24 protein-coding genes are annotated in these 22,774 nt (G+C 65.7%); 13 read left to right on the top strand and 11 right to left on the bottom strand.

Going from position 1 to position 22,774, the window contains the following annotated elements; translation table 11 throughout:
• The first annotated feature begins 50 nt into the window (after window positions 1-50).
• From NFI08_RS20780 to NFI08_RS20765, 4 genes are all read left to right on the top strand, one after another.
• Window positions 51-914 carry a MurR/RpiR family transcriptional regulator gene (locus NFI08_RS20780; protein ID WP_045995075.1) on the top strand — a complete coding sequence of 288 codons (864 nt, stop codon included), beginning with the start codon at window positions 51-53 and terminating at the stop codon, window positions 912-914.
• Window position 915: 1 nt separating this feature from the next.
• Entirely contained in the window at window positions 916-2,376 is a 1,461-nt protein-coding gene (locus NFI08_RS20775; RefSeq protein ID WP_349591393.1) for an N-acyl-D-amino-acid deacylase family protein, read from the top strand.
• A gap of 39 nt (window positions 2,377-2,415) precedes the next feature.
• On the top strand, window positions 2,416-2,808 hold the full coding sequence (locus NFI08_RS20770; protein WP_222517203.1) for a RidA family protein: 393 nt from the start codon (window positions 2,416-2,418) through the stop codon (window positions 2,806-2,808).
• Between the two features lie 168 nt (window positions 2,809-2,976).
• Window positions 2,977-4,467, top strand: a complete 1,491-nt coding sequence (locus NFI08_RS20765; RefSeq protein WP_045995073.1) for a sodium:solute symporter family protein — start codon at window positions 2,977-2,979, stop codon at window positions 4,465-4,467.
• Between the two features lie 96 nt (window positions 4,468-4,563).
• Here the strand turns inward: NFI08_RS20765 and NFI08_RS20760 are convergent, their stop codons facing one another.
• Complete coding sequence (locus NFI08_RS20760) at window positions 4,564-5,169, bottom strand: cytochrome b/b6 domain-containing protein (protein WP_108449143.1); 606 nt, start codon at window positions 5,167-5,169, stop codon at window positions 4,564-4,566.
• 125 nt (window positions 5,170-5,294) lie between these two features.
• Between NFI08_RS20760 and NFI08_RS20755 the strand changes: the two genes are divergently transcribed.
• Entirely contained in the window at window positions 5,295-5,684 is a 390-nt protein-coding gene (locus tag NFI08_RS20755; protein WP_108449144.1) for an MAPEG family protein, read from the top strand.
• Between the two features lie 76 nt (window positions 5,685-5,760).
• Here NFI08_RS20755 and NFI08_RS20750 read toward each other — a convergent pair whose 3' ends face one another.
• Window positions 5,761-6,345, bottom strand: coding sequence for an NADPH-dependent FMN reductase (locus NFI08_RS20750; protein WP_349591392.1), 585 nt, complete (start codon window positions 6,343-6,345; stop codon window positions 5,761-5,763).
• 148 nt (window positions 6,346-6,493) lie between these two features.
• Between NFI08_RS20750 and NFI08_RS20745 the strand changes: the two genes are divergently transcribed.
• Entirely contained in the window at window positions 6,494-6,832 is a 339-nt protein-coding gene (locus tag NFI08_RS20745) for a hypothetical protein (RefSeq protein WP_348826758.1), read from the top strand.
• Between the two features lie 27 nt (window positions 6,833-6,859).
• On the opposite strand, the gene NFI08_RS20740 is transcribed toward NFI08_RS20745, so the two are convergent.
• From NFI08_RS20740 to NFI08_RS20730, 3 genes are all read right to left on the bottom strand, one after another.
• Complete coding sequence (locus tag NFI08_RS20740) at window positions 6,860-7,798, bottom strand: pirin family protein (protein ID WP_349591391.1); 939 nt, start codon at window positions 7,796-7,798, stop codon at window positions 6,860-6,862.
• 101 nt (window positions 7,799-7,899) lie between these two features.
• Entirely contained in the window at window positions 7,900-8,523 is a 624-nt protein-coding gene (gene ycaC, locus NFI08_RS20735) for an isochorismate family cysteine hydrolase YcaC (protein ID WP_108133309.1), read from the bottom strand.
• Window positions 8,524-8,669: 146 nt separating this feature from the next.
• Window positions 8,670-9,539: a pirin family protein gene (locus tag NFI08_RS20730; RefSeq protein ID WP_287165137.1), complete on the bottom strand. Its 870-nt coding sequence runs from the start codon at window positions 9,537-9,539 to the stop codon at window positions 8,670-8,672.
• Between the two features lie 152 nt (window positions 9,540-9,691).
• Between NFI08_RS20730 and NFI08_RS20725 the strand changes: the two genes are divergently transcribed.
• Window positions 9,692-10,609 carry a LysR substrate-binding domain-containing protein gene (locus NFI08_RS20725; RefSeq protein WP_222517209.1) on the top strand — a complete coding sequence of 306 codons (918 nt, stop codon included), beginning with the start codon at window positions 9,692-9,694 and terminating at the stop codon, window positions 10,607-10,609.
• 143 nt (window positions 10,610-10,752) lie between these two features.
• Here the strand turns inward: NFI08_RS20725 and NFI08_RS20720 are convergent, their stop codons facing one another.
• A complete protein-coding gene (locus NFI08_RS20720) occupies window positions 10,753-12,261 on the bottom strand; it encodes an alanine/glycine:cation symporter family protein (RefSeq protein WP_045995065.1) in 1,509 nt (502 codons plus the stop codon).
• A gap of 216 nt (window positions 12,262-12,477) precedes the next feature.
• Window positions 12,478-12,846, bottom strand: coding sequence for a ribbon-helix-helix domain-containing protein (locus tag NFI08_RS20715; protein ID WP_083970678.1), 369 nt, complete (start codon window positions 12,844-12,846; stop codon window positions 12,478-12,480).
• A 213-nt stretch (window positions 12,847-13,059) separates the two neighbouring features.
• On the opposite strand from NFI08_RS20715, the gene NFI08_RS20710 reads away from it, so the two are divergent.
• The 3 genes from NFI08_RS20710 (at window position 13,060) to gloA (ending at window position 15,920) form a co-directional block, all read left to right on the top strand.
• On the top strand, window positions 13,060-13,626 hold the full coding sequence (locus NFI08_RS20710; protein ID WP_045995064.1) for a gluconate 2-dehydrogenase subunit 3 family protein: 567 nt from the start codon (window positions 13,060-13,062) through the stop codon (window positions 13,624-13,626).
• 124 nt (window positions 13,627-13,750) lie between these two features.
• Window positions 13,751-15,334, top strand: a complete 1,584-nt coding sequence (locus tag NFI08_RS20705; RefSeq protein ID WP_157033148.1) for a GMC family oxidoreductase — start codon at window positions 13,751-13,753, stop codon at window positions 15,332-15,334.
• Between the two features lie 43 nt (window positions 15,335-15,377).
• Window positions 15,378-15,920: a lactoylglutathione lyase gene (gene gloA, locus NFI08_RS20700; RefSeq protein ID WP_045995063.1), complete on the top strand. Its 543-nt coding sequence runs from the start codon at window positions 15,378-15,380 to the stop codon at window positions 15,918-15,920.
• A 65-nt stretch (window positions 15,921-15,985) separates the two neighbouring features.
• On the opposite strand, the gene NFI08_RS20695 is transcribed toward gloA, so the two are convergent.
• From NFI08_RS20695 to NFI08_RS20685, 3 genes are all read right to left on the bottom strand, one after another.
• Window positions 15,986-16,900 carry a complex I NDUFA9 subunit family protein gene (locus NFI08_RS20695; RefSeq protein ID WP_349591390.1) on the bottom strand — a complete coding sequence of 305 codons (915 nt, stop codon included), beginning with the start codon at window positions 16,898-16,900 and terminating at the stop codon, window positions 15,986-15,988.
• The gene (locus tag NFI08_RS20690) at window positions 16,897-17,577 is read right to left on the bottom strand and encodes a DsbA family oxidoreductase (RefSeq protein WP_108449152.1); all 681 of its coding nucleotides are present in this window, start codon (window positions 17,575-17,577) and stop codon (window positions 16,897-16,899) included. The genes NFI08_RS20695 and NFI08_RS20690 overlap by 4 nt, the downstream gene beginning before the upstream one ends.
• Window positions 17,578-17,766: 189 nt before the next feature.
• The gene (locus NFI08_RS20685) at window positions 17,767-18,255 is read right to left on the bottom strand and encodes an Lrp/AsnC family transcriptional regulator (protein ID WP_205254686.1); all 489 of its coding nucleotides are present in this window, start codon (window positions 18,253-18,255) and stop codon (window positions 17,767-17,769) included.
• Window positions 18,256-18,419: 164 nt separating this feature from the next.
• Here NFI08_RS20685 and NFI08_RS20680 point away from each other — a divergent pair, with 164 nt between their 5' ends.
• Window positions 18,420-19,343, top strand: coding sequence for a DMT family transporter (locus NFI08_RS20680; protein ID WP_162816475.1), 924 nt, complete (start codon window positions 18,420-18,422; stop codon window positions 19,341-19,343).
• 89 nt (window positions 19,344-19,432) lie between these two features.
• Here the strand turns inward: NFI08_RS20680 and NFI08_RS20675 are convergent, their stop codons facing one another.
• Window positions 19,433-20,434 (bottom strand): NADP-dependent oxidoreductase, encoded by a 1,002-nt coding sequence (locus NFI08_RS20675; protein WP_213228770.1) that lies wholly within the window; start codon window positions 20,432-20,434, stop codon window positions 19,433-19,435.
• Window positions 20,435-20,822: 388 nt separating this feature from the next.
• Between NFI08_RS20675 and NFI08_RS20670 the strand changes: the two genes are divergently transcribed.
• Window positions 20,823-21,623, top strand: a complete 801-nt coding sequence (locus NFI08_RS20670) for a FadR/GntR family transcriptional regulator (RefSeq protein WP_045995058.1) — start codon at window positions 20,823-20,825, stop codon at window positions 21,621-21,623.
• Between the two features lie 7 nt (window positions 21,624-21,630).
• On the top strand, window positions 21,631-22,671 hold the full coding sequence (locus NFI08_RS20665) for a TRAP transporter substrate-binding protein (RefSeq protein ID WP_213228768.1): 1,041 nt from the start codon (window positions 21,631-21,633) through the stop codon (window positions 22,669-22,671).
• Window positions 22,672-22,774: the final 103 nt, after the last annotated feature.

Below are 22,774 nucleotides of genomic sequence, written 5' to 3'. Positions count from 1 at the left end.
CCTGGACAGGCTTCGTGATCTGGCAACGTCGCAACGGAGGGAGGCAAGCCGTGAGTCAACAGATCGATATCCTGTCGCGCATCACCGCGGTGGTTCGCTCCCTGAGCGAGTCGGAGCGCAAGGTGGCGGAGCTGATCTTCGACGACATCGACTTCGTGGCAGAGGCCAGCATCAGCGAGATCGCCCGGCGATCAGGCGTCAGTGACGCCACCGTGACCCGCTTCGCCCGCTCGGTGGACTGCGACAACGTGCGTGACCTCAAGCTGCGCCTGACCCGTGCCCTGGCCGCCGGTCGTCGCTTTATCGAGGACGCCGATCCCGCCCGGGGATCGAGCATCGTCTACGACGTTGCCGCCCAGACCCTGGCGCTCAACCGCGAGTTGCTGTTCGAGGCCGATATCGAAGGCGCGGTGGAGCGACTCGACAATGCCCGCCAGATTCTGACCTTCGGCAGTGGTGGTGGCTCCAGCGTGATGTGCCAGGAGCTGCAGTTTCGCCTGATGCGCCTGGGCTATGCGGTCAGCGCCTATCCTCACGGTCTGCTGCCGAGGATGGTGGCCGCCACCCTGGAGCCCGAGGACGTAGTGGTGGTGCTGTCGGTGTCCGGCTATACGCCGGAGATGGTCGAGTCGGCCCAGATCGCCAGCCAGTACGGGGCCCAGGTGATCGCCATCACCGCCGTGGGGTCTCCGCTTGCCGCCGCCGCCAACGTGGTGCTGCCCATCGCCGCCCGGGAGACCGATTTCATTCTTCACCCTTCGGCGTCGCGCTATGCGTTGATGGCCGCCATCGACGTGCTGGCGCTGGAGCTGGCCATGCGTCATCGCGACCAGGCCCGCACCAAGCTCAGGCGTTTGAAGATTGCACTTGATGACCATCGCGGCGGTGACAATCGCCAGCCGCTGGGAGACTGACATGCACCATGACCTCTTGATTCGTCGCGCCACGCTGCTGGATGGCACCGGCGCAGATCCCTGCATCGCGGATGTCGCGGTCAAGGGGGATCGTATCGTGGCGGTGGGGGATCTCGCCGGGCACGAGGCCAGCGAGGTGGTGCAGGCCGAGGGGCTGGTGCTGACCCCGGGATTCATCGACGTTCACACCCACGACGACACCAATGTGGTGCGCACCCCCGAGATGCTGCCGAAGCTGAGCCAGGGGGTGACCACGGTGGTGGTCGGCAACTGCGGCATCAGCGCCTCGCCGGTCACGCTGCGCGGCAGCGAGGTGCCCGATCCGATGAACCTGCTGGGCGACGCCGAGGATTTCGCCTACCCCAGCTTCGCCGCCTACGCCGATGCCGTGGCGACGGCCTGCCCGGCGGTCAATGTGGCGGCGCTGGTGGGGCATACCAGCCTGCGCTCACTGGTGATGGATGACTTCGAGCGCCCGGCCCGCGACGACGAGATCGCCGCCATGCGCCTTGCTCTGGAACAGGCGCTGGCCGAGGGGGCCATCGGCATGAGTACCGGGCTTGCCTATCGCAACGCCCGTCAGGCGCCAAGTGCCGAGGTCGGCGCCCTGGTACGCGCGGTCAGCGAGGCGGGCGGAATCTACACCACCCACCTGCGTGACGAGTTCGCCGGACAGGCCGAGGCGATGGACGAGGCCTTCGCCACCGCCGCCGAGGCCCGTGCACCGCTGGTGATCTCGCACCTGAAGTGCGCCGGTGCCGGTAACTGGGGCCAGGCGCCACGAGCCCTGGCGCAGTTGACCGAGGCCGCCAGCCGCCAGCGTGTTCACTGCGACTGCTACCCCTATACCGCCGGTTCCTCGACCCTGGATCTGGGGCAGGTCACCGACGAGATCGACATCACCATCACCTGGTCGAAGCCGCATCCGGAGCAGGCGCGTCGGCCGCTGGCCGATATCGCCGCCGACTGGGGGCTGTCACTGATGGACGCGGCCAGACGCCTGCAACCCGCCGGCGCGGTCTATCACAACATGAGCGAGGACGACATGCGCCAGGTGCTGGCGCACCCCTTGACCATGGTCGGCTCCGACGGCCTACCCAATGACCCGCATCCGCACCCGCGTCTGTGGGGCGCCTTTCCCCGCGTGCTGGCCCACTACAGCCGCGACCTGGCACTGATGCCGCCGGCCGAGGCGGTACGCAAGATGACCGGTCTTTCCGCCGCCACCTTTGGCCTGGAAGACCGCGGTGTGATTCGTCCAGGCGCCTTCGCCGATCTGGTCCTTCTGGATCTCGAGCGCCTGGAAGATAGCGCCACCTATGACCAGCCGAAGACGCCCGCCAGCGGCATCCTTCGGGTGCTGGTCAACGGCACGACGGCCTACGCCAACGGTCAGGCGTCGGGCCAACGATCCGGGCGCATGTTGCGCCGAAGCGTGCGCCTTGCGGCCACGCCACTCTAGCCACGTTTATTGCATCAGCCTTTATCAGGAGACATTGACATGACGATCAAGCGTTATGGCGCCGAAGGCGGCGTCGGTACCGGCGGTCAGAAACTTCCCTTCTCCCGCGCGGTGGAAGCCGGCGGCTGGCTGAAGGTGTCCGGTCAGACCCCGATGACCGATGGTGAAGTGGTGGAAGGCGGCATTATCGAGCAGAGCCGACTGGCCTTCGAGAATGCCCTGACCATCGCCCGCGAGGCGGGCTACGACATCGAGGACGTGGTCCACGTCACCGCCGTGCTGACCGACTCGCGCTACTTCCAGTCGTTCAACAAGGTGTTCGCCGAGTACTTCAAGGATCACCCGCCGGCGCGCATCTGCAGCGTTCAGGATCTGGTGGTGGACTGCAAGGTCGAGGTGGACCTGACCTGCTACCGCGCCGACCGCGCTTAAACCAGGGATATTGCGTCGAGCGGCAACTCGACCGGGGCAGGGATGCCCGCATCGTAGCGACAGGAAGGCGCCGGATCCCGGCAAGGACCCGACGCCAGGCACAGCAAACGTTCACGTTCACTGTCTCGATCGCGGCAACGACCGAGACGACAAGTATAAGAGGTCTGTATGAACAGTCATCTTTTCCTTGCTACCTTTTGCGTCTACATCGTCCTGATGATCGGCTTCGGCTGGTGGATGTCGCGGAACGATCGCGGCACCGGCGATGACTTTCTCCTTGGCGGGCGCAGCGTACCGATATTCCTGACCATCGGTACCACCGTGGCCACCATGGTGGGAACAGGTTCCAGCATGGGGGCGGTGGGCTTCGGCTACGCCAACGGCTGGGGCGGCGCACTCTATGGTCTGGGTGGTTCGATCGGGGTGCTGCTGCTGGCGCTGTGTTTCGCCGGTGTGCGCCGCTACCGCTTCATGACCATGAGCGAAGAGTTGTCGTTCTACGTCGGGGCCAACCGCCTGGTGCGCAATGTCGTGGCATTGTTCATCTACGTCGCCTGCATCGGCTGGCTCGGCGCCCATATCCTCGGCGGCGGCCTGTATCTGGCGTGGATGGCGGATATTCCCGCCTGGCAGGCCAAGATGGTGGTGGCCCTGGGCTTCGGTGTCTACTGCGTCATCGGCGGCTACATGGCGGTGGTCTGGACCGACACCGTGCAGGCCATCGTGCTGTTTGTCGGCTTCTTTTTGATGGCGGCGGTGGCCGTGGTCGAGGTGGGCGGCTTCTCCGAGATGACCGCCTCCATGGACGCCGCGGCGACCAGCTTCCTGGCCATCGACAAGGTCGGCCTGGTGCCCGCCCTGTCGCTGATTACGGTGATCGCCGTCGGCGTGCTGGCGACCCCGTCCTTCCGCCAGCGCATCTACTCCGGCGCCTCGGTGGGCTCGGTGCGCCGCTCCTTCCTGGTGACCGGCTGCCTTTACATGCTGTTCTCCATCGTGCCGGCGATCATCGGCATGGCGACCTACGCCCTCAACCCCAACCTGGAAAACAGCAACTTCGCCTTCCCGTATCTGGCCACCGAAGTACTGCCGCTGTGGCTGGGCCTGCTGCTGCTGGTGGCCGGTCTGTCGGCGACCATGTCCAGCGCCAGCAGTGACGCCATCGCCGGTGTCACCACCCTGATCCGCGATCTCTACGTGCTGGTCAAGGGCCGCGCGCCGTCGGCCAAGAGTGTGGTCATGCTGTCGCGGGTCGGCCTGGTGGGCACCATTGGCCTGGCGCTGGCCTTCGCCCTGACCTCCGACAACGTGATCGCCTACATCACCAAGATGGTGGCGACCGTGCTGGCGGGCATGTTCGTGTGCGGCGTGCTGGGCCGCTTCTGGCCGCGCTACAACTGGCAGGGCGCGATTGCCTCGCTGGTGGTGGCGTCCGCCACCTCGCTGACGGTCATCTCGGTGGAGAGCTGGAGTGAGTACTGGGGCAACCCGAGCATCCCGGCGGTGGGCCTGGCCATGGCCGCCGGTATTGTGGTCAGTCTGTTTACCCCGGCTTCCGAGCTCAGCGAAGACCAGGCACTCGAGCTGATCACCGAAGAGCGCGAGCGCATGGAGGCGGTGCCGGACGTGCCGCTGCGCAAGGGGCCCGCCAAGGCCTGAAGACCGCTCTCCAGGCCGAAGCACAAAAGCCCGCGCAGGTGACTGCGCGGGCTTCTTCGCATGTCTGCCGCGGTGGCGAGGAGCATGGGGCGCCGCTCAACGGCGCAGTGACCATATTCGGCCAAGAGCGCCGTCCTTCAACACAAGATGGTGAAACAGGGCCGCCGCGATGTGGCCACCAAGCAAAAAGGGCAGCAGCAGATCGGCGCCCCAGTCCCGATGGAAGCGGCCAAACGGCTCCATCAGGGTGATCAGCGGTACTTCGAACAAGGCTGCGAGCGACGCCGCCAATGGCAGGCGCTGAAACGCGGGCAGTGTCCACTGGCCCAGCACCCTGAGGTCGAAGCCGGTACCGATATACGCCGCCACGGGCAGCGCCAGGAGCACGGCGAGCAGGCCACGGTGGGCGAGGCGAGTCACTCGTGGCAGACCCAGGGGTGGCGGCTGCGGCAGCCACAGGTGGGCCGCCAGCAGCCCGAGCGACAGCGCCACACTCAAAAGCCCCAGGTTGACGTGGACCACCAGCAGGTACCAGTTGGCCGACTCGAGCTGGGTGGTCGCCCACTTGCGCCCGTAGGCAGTGAGGTAGAGAAGACCGATGGTCAACGCCAGCGAGGCGTGCAGGGCGCGGCTGGTCACGGCATGACGGGCAGGGTGGACATCGGGGGCGTGGGTGACGTCGTGGGCTCGGCTCGCTGGCATGAAGGAAACCTCGGGGATGCGGTATTGCCCGGTGTCAGGCAACTACCGCCATGCTGACGCCTGGCCCTTCGCCTGTCAGCCATTCCCTGTGCCATGCTGGGGGCAATTCGCCCTCGGAGCCTTCCATGTCGATCTTTCTCGTCACCCTCTTTGTTGCCTCCCTGCTGCCGATCCTGCTGGCCTGGATCGGCGCCGCCTGGCGTGTGCGCCAGTTCGGCCACCTGGACAATCGCCACCCACGTGCCCAGCAGGCGCGTCTTGAAGGCGTCGGTGCACGGCTGCAGGCGGCCCAGTCCAACGCCTGGGAGGCGCTGATCGTCTACGCCACCACCGCGGTGGTGGCTATCGGCACCGGGGTGGAGCTTGAAAGCCTCGACGTGCCGGCGCTGGTCTTTCTCACCTCACGCCTGCTCCACCCGCTGGCCTACGCCCTGAACTGGCAGTGGACCCGCTCCCTCGTCTTCGCCATCGGCATGCTGGCGTGTCTGACGATCATGATCGGGGCGCTGTGGTAGCCGCCCCGATGCGGGACTGGTGGCGGGCGGTTGTCAGCCGGCGTTCAGCCCTTTGACCGTCAGGGGCCGACGGCCGTCATTGTGACGACCGCGCCAGGGTAGTGACCAGGCGCTGACAGATGTTGTCCAGCGCCTTGGCCTTGCCTTCGTCGGCCAGGCTGCCGTCTTCATGGAAGGCGCTGCCGGCGCCGCCCACGGCAAGCTGGTCAGGCAGTACCGTGACGCCGATATTGCTCAAGAGCTGACGCAGCAGCGGCAGGGCGCGAAGCCCGCCCAGCCCGCCGGGTGAGGCGCCGACGATGGCCGCCACCTTGTGCTGGTAGGGCTCGAGGGCGCCCAGGTCGCCGTCGGGGCGCGAGACCCAGTCGATGGTGTTCTTCAGAAGCGGTGTGATGAAGCCGTTGTACTCAGGGGAGGCGATGGCGAGACCTTGATGCTCCATGAACATCCGCTTGAGGCGGCTGGCGTGCTCGGGAAGACCCTCGGCGGCCTCCAGGTCACCGTCGTAGATCGGCATGGGAAAGTCACGCAGGTCGACGAAGGTGGCCTGTCCGCCAAGGGCGTCGATGCGTTGTGCCATCAGCTTGGCCAGACGCTTGTTGAAGGAATCTTCCCGGGCGCTGCCGGCAAAGACCAGGATACGGGGACGGGTATCGCTCATGGGGTTCTCCTGCGGTGTGAATGGAAGCGCAAAAGGGCAAGGCATGGACCATATAGCCAATGGAGCACGCTCTGTCAGCCATTGCCAGCGCCGATCTTGTGCATTCATCCTGCAACATATCGCATCAAGATGGCAGAAGGAGGTCGATGTGAAGTACCCCACAACGCCGGATGGGCGCTACTTTGTTGCCCGCAATCGCCTCTGGCGCTGCACCGATCCGGGCCTGGACGAGGACACCCGCAAGCGCCACGTCAAGGCGCTGATGGCGGCCCGACGCGCGGTCAAGGAGGCCAACAAGGTCGACGATGACGACGCGCTCAAGGCCGCGCGCCGCCAGGTCCAGGCGGCCAAGGAGGCGCTGGGCGAGCGTGGCCCGGTGTGGTGGTCCGACGGCGCCGAGGATGAGTCCGGACGCGCACCCCACAACAGCTCCTACGCCGACTGGTGGGCCAGCCTGAACGCGCAGGAGGACAAGGCGTCTGGATGAATGCCTTGCGTGTCGGCAAGGCGGCCTTCAGGAAGACCAGGGCAGCGGTGGCGCCTCCAGGCGTGCTCCCTGCCACTGGGGGATGTCACCAAAGCGCTCGCTGGCGGCTTCCCAGTCGTGCTGGGCATGGATGATCGCTTCCCGCGAATGGCCAACGAAGTTCCACCAGATCAGGATCTCGTCCTGCATCGGCTTGCCGCCGATCAACAGGATCCGGCTGCCCGCAGACAGCGATAGTTCGAGGCTGTCTCGCCCACGCCCCAGATACCCCAGCTCGTCCACCGTGAAGGCCTCGTCATCCAGCTCGAGGCCGCCTTCGAGCACCAGCACGCCGTATTCGAAGTCGGGACGCAGGGGGACCGCCAGCTTCGTGGTGTCACTGGCCTGAACGTCGAGTCCCACCAGCGGCGAAAAACTCAGGGTGGGGGCGTGATGGTCTTCGGCTTCTCCGATCAGCAGGGTGAAGTCGGCGCCATCGCGATGCCAGCGCGGCAGCTCGGCGTAGTGATCAAAGCGTGGCGCGGTGTCGGCCTTGTCCCGGGGCAGGGCGATCCATAGCTGGGCGGCGTGCAGGCTGTCGGTTTCGGCCAGGCTCTCTTCGGTATGGCTGATGCCGTGGCCGGCGGTCATCAGGTTGACCTCACCCGGTCGGATGACCTGGTCGCTGCCCAGGCTATCCCGGTGGTGGACCTCGCCGGAGAGCATCCAGGTGAAGGTCTGCAGGCTGGTGTGGGGATGGGGGCCGACCCGCATGGCCTGGCCCTCGCGCAGGATGCTGGGGCCGGCGTGGTCGAGAAAGCACCAGGCGCCGATCAGGCGGCGCTCGCGGGTGGGCAGCACGCGGTGGATCGGCAGGCCGCCGACGTCGGCCTCCCGGGAACCGATACGCTGGATGCAGTGACGGCCATCGACGACCGGGCAGTCCAAAGAAGATGATGGGCGATGGGGCGTTTCGTGCAGGCTCATGGTGGCCTCCTGGGCGGTCATGGCTAGACCTGGTAGGGCTGTACCTGGGTGGGATCGACGGAAAGGGCAAGGCCTGGGCGCAGGGCGCCCAAGCCTTGAGGTCACCCTTGGGTCTGTTGCGAATAGCTCTGCATCAGGTTGGCGTAGGCCGGCAGGTGGGACGCCAGCAGACCGCCGAAGCCTTCGATGTCGTTGCGCCAGTCGCGGTGCAGTTCGCAGCCCACCCCGAACCAGGTCATCAGCTGGGCGCCGGCCTGGCTCATGCGGTCCCAGGCAGCCTCACGGGTCACCGGGTTGAAGGTGCCCGAGGCGTCGGTGACGACGAAGACGTCGTAGCCGGCCTCGATGGCCGACAGCGCGGGGAAGGCCACGCACACCTCGGTGACCACCCCGGCGATCAGCAACTGCTTGCGCCCGGTCTTCTCGATGGCGGCGACGAACTCCTCGTTGTCCCAGGCGTTGATCTGGCCGGGGCGGGCGATGTAGGGCGCGGTGGGGAACATCTCCTTGAGTTCGGGGACCATGGGACCGTTGGGTCCGTCCTCGAAGCTGGTGGTCAGGATGGTCGGCAGCTCGAAGAACCTGGCGATATCGGCCAGGGCCAACACGTTGTTCTTGAAGGCGTCGGCATCGAAATCACGTGCTACCGACAAGAGGCCGGCCTGGTGGTCGACCAGCAGCACGGTGACGTCATTCTTGTCGAGACGAACATAGGGGCGAGTCATGGCGATTTCCTGGAGTCAGGGGAAACCTTCCTTGGGAGATGCCTCCGGCATCCAGCCTGGAGGTACAGCCCCCGGCGGCGGCTGCCGTCGGGGTGTTTCGCAAGGCGTCGCAGGGCGATAGGAGCAGGTGCCTGGGCGCCGTGGGCTCAGGTACTGAGGCGGCCAAACCGGCCACGTCGAAAGGCGTCGATGGAGGCGTGGATCTCGGCCTCGCTGTTCATCACGAAGGGGCCATGACCTACCACCGGCTCGTCGATCGGTTCACCGGTCAGCACCAGCAGCCGGGCGGCGGTGTTGGCGGCCAGGGCCAGCGTCTCGCCATCGCGGGACAGCTCGACCACGCTGCCACCGCGCACGACCTCCTGATCCTGTACCAGCAGGGTGCCGTCGAGCACTACCAGAAGGCTAGTGTGCCCGTTGGGTAGCGACAAGGTCGTTTCAGCGTCCTCGTTCAATGCCAGCTCCCAGGCGTTGATCGGGGTAAAGGTCCGCGCCGGGCCACGTGCCTCCAGGTACTCGCCGGCCACCACCCTGAGCTGGCCCGCCTCGCCCGGCAGTGTCACCACCGGGATCTCGTCACGGGTCAGGTTCTGGTAGGCCGCCGGGGTCGTCTTGTGGCGCGCCGGCAGATTGACCCACAGCTGGACCATCTCCAGGTCGCCGCCCTGGCGAGTGAAGTCCTCGGAGTGAAACTCCTCGTGGAGGATGCCGTCGCCGGCGGTCATCCACTGAACGTCGCCCGGGCCGATGGTGCCGCCCCCGCCGGAGGAATCGCGGTGGCTGACCTCGCCGCGATGCACGAAGGTCACCGTCTCGAAGCCCCGATGGGGGTGCACGCCGACGCCACGCTTTTGCTCGCTGGGCGCGAAGTGGTGAGGCCCGGCGTGGTCCAGCAGCAGAAAGGGGCTGATGCGCTCGGCGCCAAGGCGGTCGTAGCTGAACAGCGAGCGCACCGGGAAGCCGTCGCCCACCCAGTGACCGCGAGGGGCAGCGTGTACGGCGTTGATGGTCTTCATGGGACACCTCCTGTCATGGAAGGATCGTTGGCGATCCGTCATGGTGACAGCATAGAATCGAGACGATGGAGGCGGTAGTAGGCAAAATTCGGACGCATCGTTGCATATGTGGAACGATGGTGCGCTCAATCACCCTCGACAGGACCCGAGCCGTGCAGGATCTCAACGACTTCTTCTATTTCGTCAAGGTGGTGGACCACGGCGGTTTTGCTCCGGCGGGCCGCGCCCTGGGGCTGCCCAAGTCACGGCTCAGCCGACGTATCGCGGCACTGGAGGCACGCCTCGATACTCGCCTGATTCAGCGTTCCACCCGTCAGTTTGTGGTCACGGAACTGGGCCAGGCCTTCTATCAGCATTGCCAGGCCATGCTGTGGCAGGCCGAGGCGGCGGTGGAGGTGGTCGAGCGCCACCAGGCCGAACCGCGCGGGCGCATTCGCCTGAGCTGTCCGCCGAGCCTTCTCGCCACCTTGTTCACGCCGCTGTTTTCCGAGTTCCTGCGTCGCTGTCCCCGCATCGACCTGGACGTGGTGGCGACCAGTCGCCGAGTCGACGTGGTGCGAGAAGGCTTCGATCTGGCGATCCGGGTACGCTATCCGCCGCTGGAAGACAGCGAACTGGTGATGCGCAGGCTGTCGCGCAGCCCCCAGCGGCTGCTGGCATCACCGGATCTGGTGGCGCGCCTGGGGATGCCGGAAGCGCCGCAAGCCTTGAGCGATTGGCCCAGTCTCGACTTCGAGGAACCGGACCGGCGCCATCGCTGGCGCCTGGACGGTCCCGGCGGCGAGGAGCGAATCATCGAGCACCGGCCACGGCTGGTGACCGACGACGTGGGGCTCTTGCACCGGGCGGTGCTCGATGGCCAGGGGGTGGCACGCTTGCCGTTGGTGGCCGCGGGCGCCGATCTGTGCGCCGGGCGCCTGGTGGACGTGGTGCCGGGCTGGGAGCCCCGGGCCGGACTGATCCACGCGGTCTACCCCAGCCGCCGCGGACAGTTACCGTCGGTACGGGCACTGCTCGACTTTCTCGACGGTGCCCTGGACGAGGAGGACGCGCCGCTGCCCAGGGCGTAGGGACGATCGGGGCGCAACGGTGCCTGGCCTGACGAGACGGCCCGTGTCCGGCCGTCGGAAACGACAACGCCCCGGCATGGGCCGTGGCGTTGTTGGTGCCGGGGCTCAAGCGGCCCCTGCGGTCTTGCTGGTCCAGCGCCTGATCAGGCGTCCTTTCCGCTGCCCTTGGGCGCTTCAGAGGATGAGGCCTGCGAGGCTTTGTTGCTCAAGCTCGGCCAGGCGCTTGGGTCCACCTTGCCCTTGAGCTTGGGGAACTCGTCCGGGTTGAAGGTCGGCTCCTGGCCGGCCTTGAGCTGACGCTCGTAGTCGCGGAACAGGGCGAAGGCCAGCGGCGAGAGCAGCAGGATGGCGGTCAGGTTGATCAGTGCCATCATGCCCATGGACAGGTCGGCGAAGTTCCAGATGGTGCCGAGCTGGGCGATCGAGCCGATCATGATCATCGCCAGCACCGCCAGGCGATAGATGAACACCGCGCCCGCAGAGCGACGCGAGCCCGCCAGGTACTCGATGTTGGATTCACCGTAGGAGTAGTTGGCGATCAGCGAGGTGAAGGCGAACAGCAGGATGGCGATGGCCACGAACATGCCGCCCCAGTCACCGACGTGCTCGGACAGCGCGACCTGGGTCAGCTGGATGCCGTTGGGCGCATCACCGCTCTGCAGCGCCGGCTCCGACAGGATGATCACCGCGGCGGTGGCGGTACAGATCACCAGGGTGTCGAAGAACACGCCGAGCATCTGGATAAAGCCCTGGGCCGCCGGATGGTTCGGTCGGGTGCTGGCGGTGGCGGCCACGTTCGGGGCGGAGCCCATGCCGGCCTCGTTGGAGAACAGGCCGCGCTTGATGCCCTGCATCATGGCCTGGGCCACGGCGTAGCCCACTGCACCGCCGGCGGCTTCTTCGAGGCCAAAGGCACTGTTGAAGATCAACGCGATGGCGCTCGGCAGCTCATCGATATTCAGCGCCACCACCACCAGAGCGAGGATCAGGTAGAGCAGTGCCATCAGCGGCACGATCAGCTCCGCCACCTTGGCGATGGAGCGCAGGCCGCCGAAGATGATCGGGGTAACCCCCACCAGCAGGGCGATGCCGACGATCCAGGTCGGGATGTTGAATGCCTGCTCCATGGCCTGGGCGATGGAGTTGGCCTGGACGCTGTTGAAGGCAAGGCCGAAGGCGATGATCAGACAGATCGAGAAGGCGATGGCCATCCAGCGCTGACCGAGCCCGCGCTCGATGTAGCGGGCCGGGCCGCCGCGGAAGGTCTTGTCGCCGTGGTCGACCTTGTAGGCCTGGGCCAGGGTGGACTCGACGAAGCTGGTGGCCATGCCGACCAGCGCGGTCATCCACATCCAGAAGATGGCGCCGGGGCCGCCCAGATAGATGGCCACGGCGACACCCGCCAGATTGCCGGTACCCACGCGGGCCGCCAGGCTGGTGGACAGGGCCTGGAAGGAGGAAATGCCCTCGCCGCCATCACGGGATCCCTTGAGCAGGGCGAACATATGGCCGAAGAAGCGGAACTGGATGCCGCGGGTCATGACGGTGAAGTAGAGACCGGCGCCGATCAACAGGTAAACGAGCAGTTTACCCCAGATCAGGCCGTTGCCGACGGAGACGGCATCGTTGAACCAGGTGGCGATGGAATCCATGTCAAATTGTCCATTGGGTAGGAATGCGGAGGCCATTCTTCACGAATTGCCGCGTATGACAAGGAGCGTAGAGAAAAGATTGAGATAAGGCGTAGTTTTCGAGAAAAAAGATATAGACTTTAGTCGCATCAAGAAAGGTGCTGTTCTCAATGGCGCCTCAGGCCAGACATGTGAGGCCGAACGAGGTGTCGGTGAGCCCCTTTACCCGGCGCCGTTTCAGTTTATGCCCAGCGATGCCCGAGACAGGCGTTCGACAGCGGGTTGGGCGGCATTCTGTTGGGCGACATTCTGTTGGGCGGCATTCCCCTGGATGACATTCTCCTGAATGGCATTCTGCTGGTGGATGGCGCAGGCCACCCGTAACAGCGATGCCAGGTTAGGCACCTCACCCCGGATCTCGATCACCTCCTGATGCAGCTCGCTGATGAACTGAACCGTGGTCAGATTCTGGCCGGCGGCGATCTCGTTGAGGATATCCCAGAACTCGTTTTCCAGTCTGACGCTGGTCACCGAGCCCTGCAGGCGGATGGAACGGGTGGTGCACTCGTACTTGGCAGGGTCGGTGGAGGCGTACATATGGCACATGGCGTGGTCCTCTCGCTGGCGTCCGGTCGTTATCGATGATGCCGTCTTCTGACCCTGCCTGGCTCTTGCGTCAAGGAGCATTAGACCATGGTCGACGTAGTACCCCAGTGTTACCCGCCGTAGGCGGAGGCGACATAGGCTTTGGAGAGACGCAGTGTCGCATGTGGCGCTTGTCGAATCTGAATTCTACGGCCTGGGGCAAGGAGTCCTGCTATGAAGGGTAGCGCTTTTTCTCGTCGTGTCTTTCTCAAGGCCAGCGGTGGTGTGCTGATGGGCACACTGGCGATGGCCTCCGGTCCCATCGCCCTGCTGGCGCCCAGTCGTAGCTGGGCCATGTCCCTTGAAACCCTGACCAGTCGCCAGGGCCAGGTGCTGCTGGCGATGACGCGTCACATCTTCCCTCACCCAGACCTTGAAGACGCGGTCTACGCCCTGGTGGTCAAGAGTCTGGACACCAAGGCCGCCGATCCCCAGGTCGCGGCCCTGGTAGCCGAAGGTATCGATGTGCTCGACCGTGAGGCGGGTGGTGATTGGCTATCGCTGTCGCCGAGCGAGCGTTTCGCCTTGCTGGAAGCGCGGGCCGGCTCGCCATTCTTCGAACTGGTGCGCGGCGACGCCGTCGTCTCGCTCTATGACAACGATCTGGCCTACGCCCACTTCGGCTACGAGGGTGAGGCGGGCAATCCCGGCTACCTGACGAAGGGCTTCAATGACCTGGACTGGCTGCCGGATCCGCCCCGGCCCGAGGGCGGCTACCTGCCCCATGAAGTACCGGGCTGACGCTGTCGCGGCGCCGGGTGAGACGAGCGTCGTTGCGAGCTGGCCACAGCCACGGACAACAACAGCCAGCTACAGATAACAACAGACAACAACGAACAATACGGACCGATGAGGAGACGTCGTCATGGCCATGACCGACAGTCAGAAGACCTTTGCGCTGGACGATGACAGTGTGGTGGTAGTGATCGGCTCGGGGGCCGGTGGAGGCACCCTGGCGAACGAACTGGCCCAGCAGGGCATCGACGTGGTGGTACTGGAAGCGGGCAAGCTGCACACCACCTCGGACTTTCTGGCCGACGAGTGGGGTGCCTTCAACCAGCTTTCCTGGCTGGACCCGAGGACCACGTCGGGAAGCTGGCGGCTGGCACGGGACTTTCCCAACCTGCCGGCCTGGATCGTCAAGTCGGTGGGCGGCACCACGGTGCACTGGGCCGGTGCCAGCCTGCGCATCCAGCCCCACGAGTTCGAGGCGCTGAGCCACTATGGCGCGGTGGACGGCGCTGACCTGCTCGACTGGCCGCTGTCCTACGAGGAACTGGCACCCTGGTACGATCGTGCCGAGGCGCGCATGGGGGTGACCCGCACCCACGACAACAAGGGGCTGCCGGGCAACAACAATTTCAAGGTGATGTACGCCGGGGCGCAGAAGCTCGGCTATTCCTGCAACACCGGCCATATGGCCATCAACAGCGAGATCCGCGATGGCCGGGCGCCCTGCCAGCAGCGCGGCTTCTGCTTCCAGGGCTGCAAGACCCAGGCCAAGTGGTCGACGCTCTATACCGAGCTGCCCAGAGGCATCGCCACCGGACACCTGGAGCTGCGGCCCGAGTCGCATGTGGCGCGTATCGAGCATGACGACGAGGGTCGTGCCAAGGCGGTGGTCTACTTTGATAGCGAGGGCCGCGAACAGCGACAGAAGGCCCGGGTGGTGGCGGTGGCCGGCAACTCCATCGAGACGCCGCGGCTGTTGTTGAATTCCATGAGCAGTCGTTTCCCCAAGGGGCTTGCCAATGGGGCAGACAAGGTCGGACGCTACTACATGCGCCATATGACGGGGTCGGTCTACGCCACCTTCGACGAGCCGGTGCACATGTATCGCGGCACCACCATGGCCGGCATCATCTCCGATGAGGCGCGCCATGATCCGTCGCGGGGCTTTGTCGGTGGCTACGAGATGGAGACGCTGTCGCTGGGGCTGCCGTTCATGGCTGCCTTCCTCGATCCCGGCGCCTGGGGCGAGCGTTTCGCCGGCGCGATGGACCAGTATGATCATATGGCCGGGATGTGGCTGGTGGGGGAGGATCTGCCCCAGGCCAGCAACCGCATCACCCTGAACCCGGAGGTGACCGATCGTTTCGGCCTGCCGGTGGCCAACGTGCACTACGACGATCACCCCAACGACGTGGCCATGAGGCAGCACGGGTATCAGCAGGGCAAGGCGCTGTACGAATCGGTGGGGGCGCGGGATGTCTACGAGGTGCCGCCCTATCCCTCGACCCACAACCTGGGTACCTGCCGCATGAGCGAGCGCCCCGAGGACGGCGTCTGCAACGGCTACGGCCAGACCCATGAGGTGGCGAACCTGTTCATCTCCGATGGCAGTCAGTTCACCACCTCGGCGTCGGAAAACCCGACCCTGACCATCGTCTCGCTGGCCCTGCGTCAGGCAGAATATATCGCGCAGCAGATGGCCGAGCAGGCGATCTGACGACCCCTGAACGACAATCGACCCCTCATCCAAGGAGACCGAGATGCACGACAATTTCCAAGGCGAACAGCACCCCGGCGTGGAGCCGGCCCCCGAGGCCACGCGCGGTTTTCGCCTCAATCACAGCATGCTGAGGGTCAAGGATCCCGAGGTGTCCCTGGCGTTCTATTCGCGGGTCTTCGGCATGAGCGTGCTGAGGCGCCTGGACTTCGAGGAAATGCAGTTCTCGCTGTACTTTCTCGCCAACCTCGAGGCGGATGATCAGGTTCCCGAGGACGCCGCCGCCCGCTCCACCTGGACCTTTCAGCAGCGCGGACTGCTCGAGTTTACCCACAACTGGGGCAGCGAGGAGCAGGAAGGGCGGATCTACCACGACGGCAACGCCGAGCCCCAGGGCTTTGGTCATATCTGCTTTGCGGTGCCGGATCTGCACGCGGCGGTGGCCTGGTTCGATGAAAACGACGTCGAGTTCATCAAGCGCCCCGAGCAGGGCAAGCTGAAGGACGTGGTCTTCGTCAAGGACCCGGACGGCTACTGGATCGAGGTGGTGCAGCCGAGCCTGATGGCGAACATGGGCGACGCCTGAAGCGGTTATCTAACGCCAAGTCCCGGCGGCATCGGGTCGGGGCCATCGCGGCCCGTCCGTCGGACTCAGCCCGCCTGCGTTGGCAGGCAGTGCGGCAGGCTGTCACGCAGGCTGCGCGGATTGAGGCCCAGGTCGGCGAAGCTGCCGACGCCGTTGGCGACCAGGTTGTCCTCGGTGATCAGCCACAGGGTATCGCGGGTCAGCGGCGGCGAGGGCAAGGGCGAAAGGGCCATTGCCAGGGCGTGCCACAGGGGCAGGGGGACCTTGATGAACCTGGGCTCTCTGCCGAGGTGTCGCGCCACTTGGGTGACCAGATCGCGGTAGCGCAGCGGGTCGGGCCCGCCCAGTTCGTAAAGTGCCCTGGGCAGGCTCGCCCGGGTGGCCAGGCGTGCCAGGGCGCTGGCCAGATCACCCACGTGGAGCGGTTGCAGGCGCATCTCTCCGGCGCCAAACAGCGGCACCAGGGGCATCTTCACCAGCCTTGCCAGGGTCGCCACCAGGCCTGACTGCTGGCCATAGAGGGCGCTGGGGCGAACGATGACCGCACGCGGTATCTCGCCCATCACCGCCTGTTCGCCTCTCGCCCTGGCGCGCACGTAGGGCGAGGGCGAATCGAGCCGGGCGCCGATGCCGGACAGCAGCACATAGCGATCGATGCCCGCCTCCCGGGCGAGCCGCGCCAGCCTGGCGGCGCCCTCGACATGCACCTGCTCGAAGCTGCGCTTGCCACTCTCGCGGTAGAGGCTGACCGCATTGATCACCGCGCTGGCCCCCTCAAGGGCCGCCTTGAGGCTCTCCGGATCCTCGATATCCGCCTGGATCGCCTCGACCGGATCGCCGTCTTCCACCTCTTCCGGAAGTCTCGGGTGGCGGGCCACCACGCGGACCGCATGGCCCGCGAAGTAGAGCTCGCGCACGACGGCAGCACCGACAAAGCCGGTGCCACCGATCACCACCACCGGACGTGTGCGGTCACTCATGACGTCCTTTTGCCCTCATGCTGGCGCAGGGCATCCTGCAGGCGTTCCACCGCCAGAAAGAGCTGGCGCCTGGGTTGGGCGCCGGACAGGATGCCGGCGAGTTCGCCGTCGACCAGAAAGCGCAGCGCCGGAACGCCGTGAACCCCCAGCGCCTGACCTTCCTCGCGGGAAGCTTGTACCGCCTCGCGGTCTTCACCGGCGGCAAGACTCGCCTCGAGTGCCGCGCCGTCTAGCCCCAGTTGATTGGCGATCTCGGCCAGGGCGCCGGGATCCGACAGGTCCAGGCTATCTTCGAAGAAGCCGCTGAACAGGGCCTTTCGCAGCGCAGCGACCTGGCTGGCTGACGGGGTGTCGCGATAGCGGCGCTCGGCCCAGGCCAGCGTTTCCAGAGCCAGACGCGAGCGTGGCTGGATGTTCGGCTGGCGCATGCTCAGACCTCGCTCCTGAGCCATCGGCAGCACCGCGTCTCGCCACAGCTCGTTCAGGTAGTCGCAGTGGGGGTCGAGGGCAGGTTCCGGCTCGGGGCGCAGCTCGAAGGGGCGCCAGACGATGCGGATGTCATGACCAAACCTGTCTTCCAGCGCCTCCAGTTCGGGCAACTCCAGGTAGCAGAACGGGCAGCGCAGATCGCTGAAGACCTCCAGGGTCAGGCGTGGGGGAGCGGGCGGGGTCGGCATGCAACTCTCCTGGGTGGCGGTACGTGGGCCCGGACGGCGATGGGGTCGACCCTAGCTTGACGATTGATGACGCCGAAGTGAAGCGCCGACGTCAGCTAGGCTCGATGCTGGTGAAGAGGCGCCGGCCCTGATCCCGGCTGAGGCGACGTCTGCCTGGTGGGGCCGTGCTGCGGATCCTCGTGCGGAGCCTTACGAATCGTCGTCAGGCGGACGGGCGTCGCGCAGATCCAGGGCGCCGGCGCGCTTGACGGCACGGATGGCAAAGCTCGAATCCACGGTATTGACCATGGGCAGAGTCTGCAGCTGTCGTACCCAGCGCTCGTAGCCTTTCAGGTCGGCGCTGACGATCTGCAGCAGATAGTCGAAGGCGCCGGACACGGTGTGGCACTCGATGACTTCGGGCATGTCCGCCACGGCGGCTTCGAAGGCTTCCACCAGGGCGTCCTGGTGGCGGCTGAGCTTGACGTGGACGAACACCGTCAGCCCCAGCCCCAGGCGTTCGCGGTCCAGCTCGGCGCGGTAGCGCTGGATCAGCCGCTGTTGCTCCAGCCGGCGTATGCGCCTGGCGCAGGGTGACGGCGACAGCCCCACCCGCTCGGCCAGTTGGTGACTGGTGAGTCGCGCGTCCTGCTGGAGCAGGGCGAGCAGATGGCGATCGATACGGTCCAGTTTTTTCAACGGATTGGCTCAATCAGGCGGATCTAGGCGAAATATTGGCATGTCCTGCCAATATGGGTCCAGTGCGTCGGAGTCTTTGCCTGCATTTGCCCGACCGTTGGCGGCAGACTGAAGGTCAGCAGGGTGCTCGTTCAGGCACCCGCCGAACCTCACGGAGTCCTGTCATGTCGTCTTCCTTGACCCAGGTGGCACCGCTTGTCGCCTCTCCCCGGCGCGCCCTGTTGGGGGTCGCCGCTGCGCTGGGGGCGGTGCTGATCTGGTCGTGCTACTTCCTGTCGCTGCGCCAAGGGGCACTGTCACCACTGGGAACGCTCGACCTGACCCTGTTTCGCTACGCCGTGCCTGGCCTGGCGCTGCTGCCGTTGGCGCTGCGTCGGCGCCAGCGTCTGCTGGCGGTCAACCCGGTGTGGCTGGTCGGCATGATGGCAGGCGCCGGCATTCCCTTCTTCCTGCTGGGGGCGGTGGGCATGGGGCTGGCCCCGGTGGCCCACGGCAGCACCCTGATACCCGGCGCGGCGCCGCTGTTCGTCAGTACCCTGGCGGTTTGGGTCTTCGCTCAGCCGTTGTCGCGGGGGCGTGCCGCCGGACTGGTCGCTATTGGACTCGGCGTCGTCTGTCTGCTGGCGTCCGGGGGACAGGGCTCGCAGAGCCTGCTGCTGGGACAGGGCATGTTCCTGCTGTCCAGCGTGATGTGGGCGGTGTTCACGCTCAGCGTGCGTCAGAGCGGTCTGTCGGCGCTCGAGGCCACGGCGGTGGTCACGGTGCCCAGTGGACTGGTCATTGTGCTGACGGTGATCGGGCTCGAGGCGAGCGGGGCGGGGGGGCTGTCCCTGCATCTGGTGCCCACGAAGGAGTGGCTGGTGCAGTTGGTGGTGCAGGGCATCCTGGTGGGGCTGGGGTCTGGCCTGCTGATGGGCATCGCGATTCGACGGCTGGGGGCCGAGGCGACCTCGGCGCTGGGCTCGCTTACCCCGGTGGCGGCCACGGCGCTGGCCTGGTGGGCGCTGGACGAGACGATCGGCGGGGTCACGGCGGTGGGCATGCTGATGGTGGTGTCCGGCGTGATGATTGCCAGCCGTGGCCGTTGATGGCGCGGCGGTCATTCGAGCAGTGCTGAACCAGAGACACCGCCCGTAGGCGGTGTCTGGGTCAATCGTCCAGCAAGGGCAATCAGCAATCAGCCCAGGCGCACCAGCATCTTGCCGGTGTTGGCCCCCTTGAATAGGTCGAGGAAGGCTTCCGGCGTGGCCTCGAGGCCCTCGCGCACGGTCTCCTGGTAGTCGATCTCGCCGGCCGCGACCTTGGGACCGACGTCCTTGAGAAAGGCCGGGTAGTTGTCCCAGTGCTCGAACACGATAAAGCCCTGCATGCGCGCTCGGCGAATCAGGATCATCGCCAGGTTGGCCGGTCCCGGTGCCGGACCTTCATCGTTGTAGCGGGAAATCATGCCGCACACGGCGATGCGGGCGCCGACCCTGAGGTTGTTCAGCGCGGCTTCCAGGCAGACTCCGCCGACGTTCTCGTAGTAGACATCGAAACCGTCCGGGCAGGCCTTGGCCAGATCCTCGCTGAGGGTGGCGGCGTCCTTGTCGCGGTAGTCCACCGCGATCACGCCCTGAGACTCGAGCCAGTCGCGCTTCTTCTGGCTGCCGGCCAGGCCGACCACAACACCACCCTTGGCCTTCGCCAGCTGTACCGCCAGAGAGCCCACCGCGCCGCTGGCGGCGCTGACCAGCACATTGTCACCCTGCTGCATCTCGGCGATGGCATTCAGGCCGGTCCAGGCGGTCATCCCCGGCATGCCCAGCACGCCCAGGTATGCCTGTTCCGGCACGTCCAGATCGGGCAGGGCGGTCACGCCGTCGGCGGGCAGCTGGGCCACGTCTCGCCAGCCACCCATGTGGCTGACCTTGTCACCCACCTTGAAACGATCGTCACGGGATTCGATGACCTCGCCGACGGCGGCTCCTTCCAGCGGTGCCTCGAGCTCGAAGGGTTCGATATAGGTGGTGACACCGCTCATGCGTCCACGCATGTAGGGGTCCACCGACAGCCAGCGATTGCGGATGCGCACTTCACCGTCAGCCAGCGCCGGCAGGTCCTGCTGCTTGAGCTTGAAGACGTCCTGGCTGGGGGTGCCGGTGGGATACTCGCTGATGGTGTAGTAGTTCGACTGCATCATGCCTCCTTTGCGTGATGAACCGGAAGTCGATTGGCTGTCGCTCCGGAGAGTGCGAAGCGTGGCCGAGGATCACTCGGATTCACGCCTCGCTCCGTGATCATCGATAGGTGTACGGTCGCCACAATAGACCAGTCGGTCTGTTTCGTAAAGGGGGTGATTGTCTTCCTGGGTCCGAGGTCTATCCACTACGACTGTGCCGAATCAGCGAGGTTCCCCGAGGAGCGCCATGGACAGGGCGTGGCGGCAGGGCGCTACCCAATCATGACTAAAGTCTAAAGGCGTTTGAAATACGTTTTCGTCAAGCTATGTCGGACATAGCGTGTAGCGCCGTCCGACACATGGTGCTACATGTCCGATTTCTCTCGTTCCCTGTATGGATGGCTCCATGTCGGCAAGTTCCACTTCCACGCGTCGCGCGCGCCCGGACATCGCCGATGCCCTGGCCGAGGCGATCTTCGCCGGTGAGTATGCGCCGGGGGACTTCCTGCCCAGGGAAGTGGATCTGTGCGAGCGCTTCGAAGTCAGCCGCTCCACCGTGCGCAGTGCGCTGCAGGTACTGGTGGCGGCGGGCATGATCACGCGGATCTCGGGCCAGGGATCTCGGGTTCAACCACTGGAGGGCTGGCACCTGCTGGACCCCAGGGTGAGCGGCTGGCTGGCGCGTTTTGCCCATCCCAATCCGGTGATCCAGCGCGAAGTCTTCGCCTTTCGCGTGGCGGTGGAGCCCTTTGTCGCCCGTCTCGCCGCCGAGCACGCCACCGCCGCCGACCTGCTGGCCATCGAGACGGCCTATGAAGGCATGATCGAAGCGCTGGCCAACGATGATCTACGCTTTGATGGCAAGAGCCACGACGAGTATGACGTGGCCTTTCATGAGGCGATCTTTACCGCATCGCACAATCTGGTGTGGGCCCAGATCAGCCACGTTCTCAAACCCGCCATCGCGCTGCTGGTGGAACGCTCCAACCACAGCGCCGACAGGCTCAACGACAGCATGGATCGTCACCGCCGGGTGATGGAGGCGATCCGGCTTCGCCAGCCGCAGGAAGCCGCCCGAGCGGCTCTCGCGGTACTGGAGCGCACCGGACAGGACCTGGGTCTCGAAGGGGTGACAAGGTCGCCCGCCACGATCGAGACCACCTTCGACGCTCCCGAATTCCCTGCAACTCGCCAACAAGAAGGATGAGATTCCCATGATGGCAAGCACCAAGCTCAAGTTCTCTGGTTCCGCGCTCACGACGTTGGGCGCGGCGATCCTCGCGGCAACGGCGTCCTCTGCCCAGGCGGCCGAGTACGAGTGGACCTTCCAGACCTCCGAGACCGCGGGTGAGCCGCAGTTCGAGATGAAGAAGGCCTGGGCCGACAACGTCGAGACCATGTCCAACGGCCGCATCTCCATCGAGATCCTGCCGGTCAACGCCGTGGTCCAGGCCAACCAGACCCTGCAGGCCGTGCAGTCCGGCATTCTTCAGGGCCACCTGACCGACCCGAGCTACTTCACCGGCCAGAACCCGGCCTTCGGCATGATCGGCAACCTGGTAGGCGCCTGGAGCGATCCCTACGACTTCCTCGACTACATGAACAACGCCGGTGGCGAAGAGCTCTACAACAAGCTGGTCGAACCTTACGGCGTCCACCTGATCGGCGCCGCCGCCACCGGCCTCGAGTCGCTGCCGTCGACCAAGCCGGTGCGCTCCATCGACGACATGCAGGGCCTCAAGCTGCGTGCACCCGAGGGCATGGTCTACAACATCTTCGAGGCCGCCGGCGCGACTCCGGTCAACCTGCCGGGCTCCGAGGTCTATACCGGCCTCGAGAAGGGCGTCATCGACGCCGCCGACTACACCGTGTTCGCCACCAACCAGGCCCAGGGGCTGCACGAGTTCGCGCCGTACCCGCTGTACCCGGGCTTCCACTCGCTGCCGATGGTGGCGGTGTCGCTCAACAAGGACGTCTGGGACAGCCTCTCCGATGACCTGAAGGGCATCCTCGAGACCTCGGTCGACGCCCTGGCCTACGAGATGGTGGCCGAGCTCAAGACCCGCGACATGGAAGCCGTGCGCGAGGCCCGCCAGAACCCGGATATCGAGATCATCGACCTGCCGCAGGAGGAGCGCGTGGCGTTCCGCAATATCGCCAAGCAGGAGTGGGAGAACTGGGCCGAGAAGAACGAGATCACCCAGGAATTCTACGAGTCCGTGGTGGCCTACCTCGAGAACCACAACCTGCTGTAAGCCTCGCTGGCGTACGCCAGTGGAACCCGGGGCGGTGCCGAGGCACCGCCCCCTCCTTTTCATCTTGCGATGTCCGCGCCCGTTGGGGCGATAGATCACGGGC

Source organism: Halomonas sp. EF61 (genome assembly GCF_040147045.1).
Taxonomy (GTDB): Bacteria; Pseudomonadota; Gammaproteobacteria; order Pseudomonadales; family Halomonadaceae; genus Halomonas; species Halomonas litopenaei.
Note: the sequence above shows the minus strand (reverse complement) of the source record. Positions and strands in the feature narration are given on the sequence as shown.

Coding starts and splice junctions, on each gene's coding strand:
- NFI08_RS20710 (WP_045995064.1), top strand. CDS start 13,060: ATGAAGGGTAGCGCTTTTTCTCGTCGTGTCTTTCTCAAGGCCAGCGGT.
- NFI08_RS20680 (WP_162816475.1), top strand. CDS start 18,420: ATGTCGTCTTCCTTGACCCAGGTGGCACCGCTTGTCGCCTCTCCCCGG.
- NFI08_RS20750 (WP_349591392.1), bottom strand. CDS start 6,345: ATGAGCGATACCCGTCCCCGTATCCTGGTCTTTGCCGGCAGCGCCCGG.
- NFI08_RS20775 (WP_349591393.1), top strand. CDS start 916: ATGCACCATGACCTCTTGATTCGTCGCGCCACGCTGCTGGATGGCACC.
- gloA (WP_045995063.1), top strand. CDS start 15,378: ATGCACGACAATTTCCAAGGCGAACAGCACCCCGGCGTGGAGCCGGCC.
- NFI08_RS20675 (WP_213228770.1), bottom strand. CDS start 20,434: ATGCAGTCGAACTACTACACCATCAGCGAGTATCCCACCGGCACCCCC.
- NFI08_RS20695 (WP_349591390.1), bottom strand. CDS start 16,900: ATGAGTGACCGCACACGTCCGGTGGTGGTGATCGGTGGCACCGGCTTT.
- NFI08_RS20720 (WP_045995065.1), bottom strand. CDS start 12,261: ATGGATTCCATCGCCACCTGGTTCAACGATGCCGTCTCCGTCGGCAAC.
- ycaC (WP_108133309.1), bottom strand. CDS start 8,523: ATGACTCGCCCCTATGTTCGTCTCGACAAGAATGACGTCACCGTGCTG.
- NFI08_RS20765 (WP_045995073.1), top strand. CDS start 2,977: ATGAACAGTCATCTTTTCCTTGCTACCTTTTGCGTCTACATCGTCCTG.
- NFI08_RS20670 (WP_045995058.1), top strand. CDS start 20,823: ATGTCGGCAAGTTCCACTTCCACGCGTCGCGCGCGCCCGGACATCGCC.
- NFI08_RS20690 (WP_108449152.1), bottom strand. CDS start 17,577: ATGCCGACCCCGCCCGCTCCCCCACGCCTGACCCTGGAGGTCTTCAGC.
- NFI08_RS20760 (WP_108449143.1), bottom strand. CDS start 5,169: ATGCCAGCGAGCCGAGCCCACGACGTCACCCACGCCCCCGATGTCCAC.
- NFI08_RS20755 (WP_108449144.1), top strand. CDS start 5,295: ATGTCGATCTTTCTCGTCACCCTCTTTGTTGCCTCCCTGCTGCCGATC.
- NFI08_RS20715 (WP_083970678.1), bottom strand. CDS start 12,846: ATGTGCCATATGTACGCCTCCACCGACCCTGCCAAGTACGAGTGCACC.
- NFI08_RS20740 (WP_349591391.1), bottom strand. CDS start 7,798: ATGAGCCTGCACGAAACGCCCCATCGCCCATCATCTTCTTTGGACTGC.
- NFI08_RS20705 (WP_157033148.1), top strand. CDS start 13,751: ATGGCCATGACCGACAGTCAGAAGACCTTTGCGCTGGACGATGACAGT.
- NFI08_RS20770 (WP_222517203.1), top strand. CDS start 2,416: ATGACGATCAAGCGTTATGGCGCCGAAGGCGGCGTCGGTACCGGCGGT.
- NFI08_RS20665 (WP_213228768.1), top strand. CDS start 21,631: ATGATGGCAAGCACCAAGCTCAAGTTCTCTGGTTCCGCGCTCACGACG.
- NFI08_RS20730 (WP_287165137.1), bottom strand. CDS start 9,539: ATGAAGACCATCAACGCCGTACACGCTGCCCCTCGCGGTCACTGGGTG.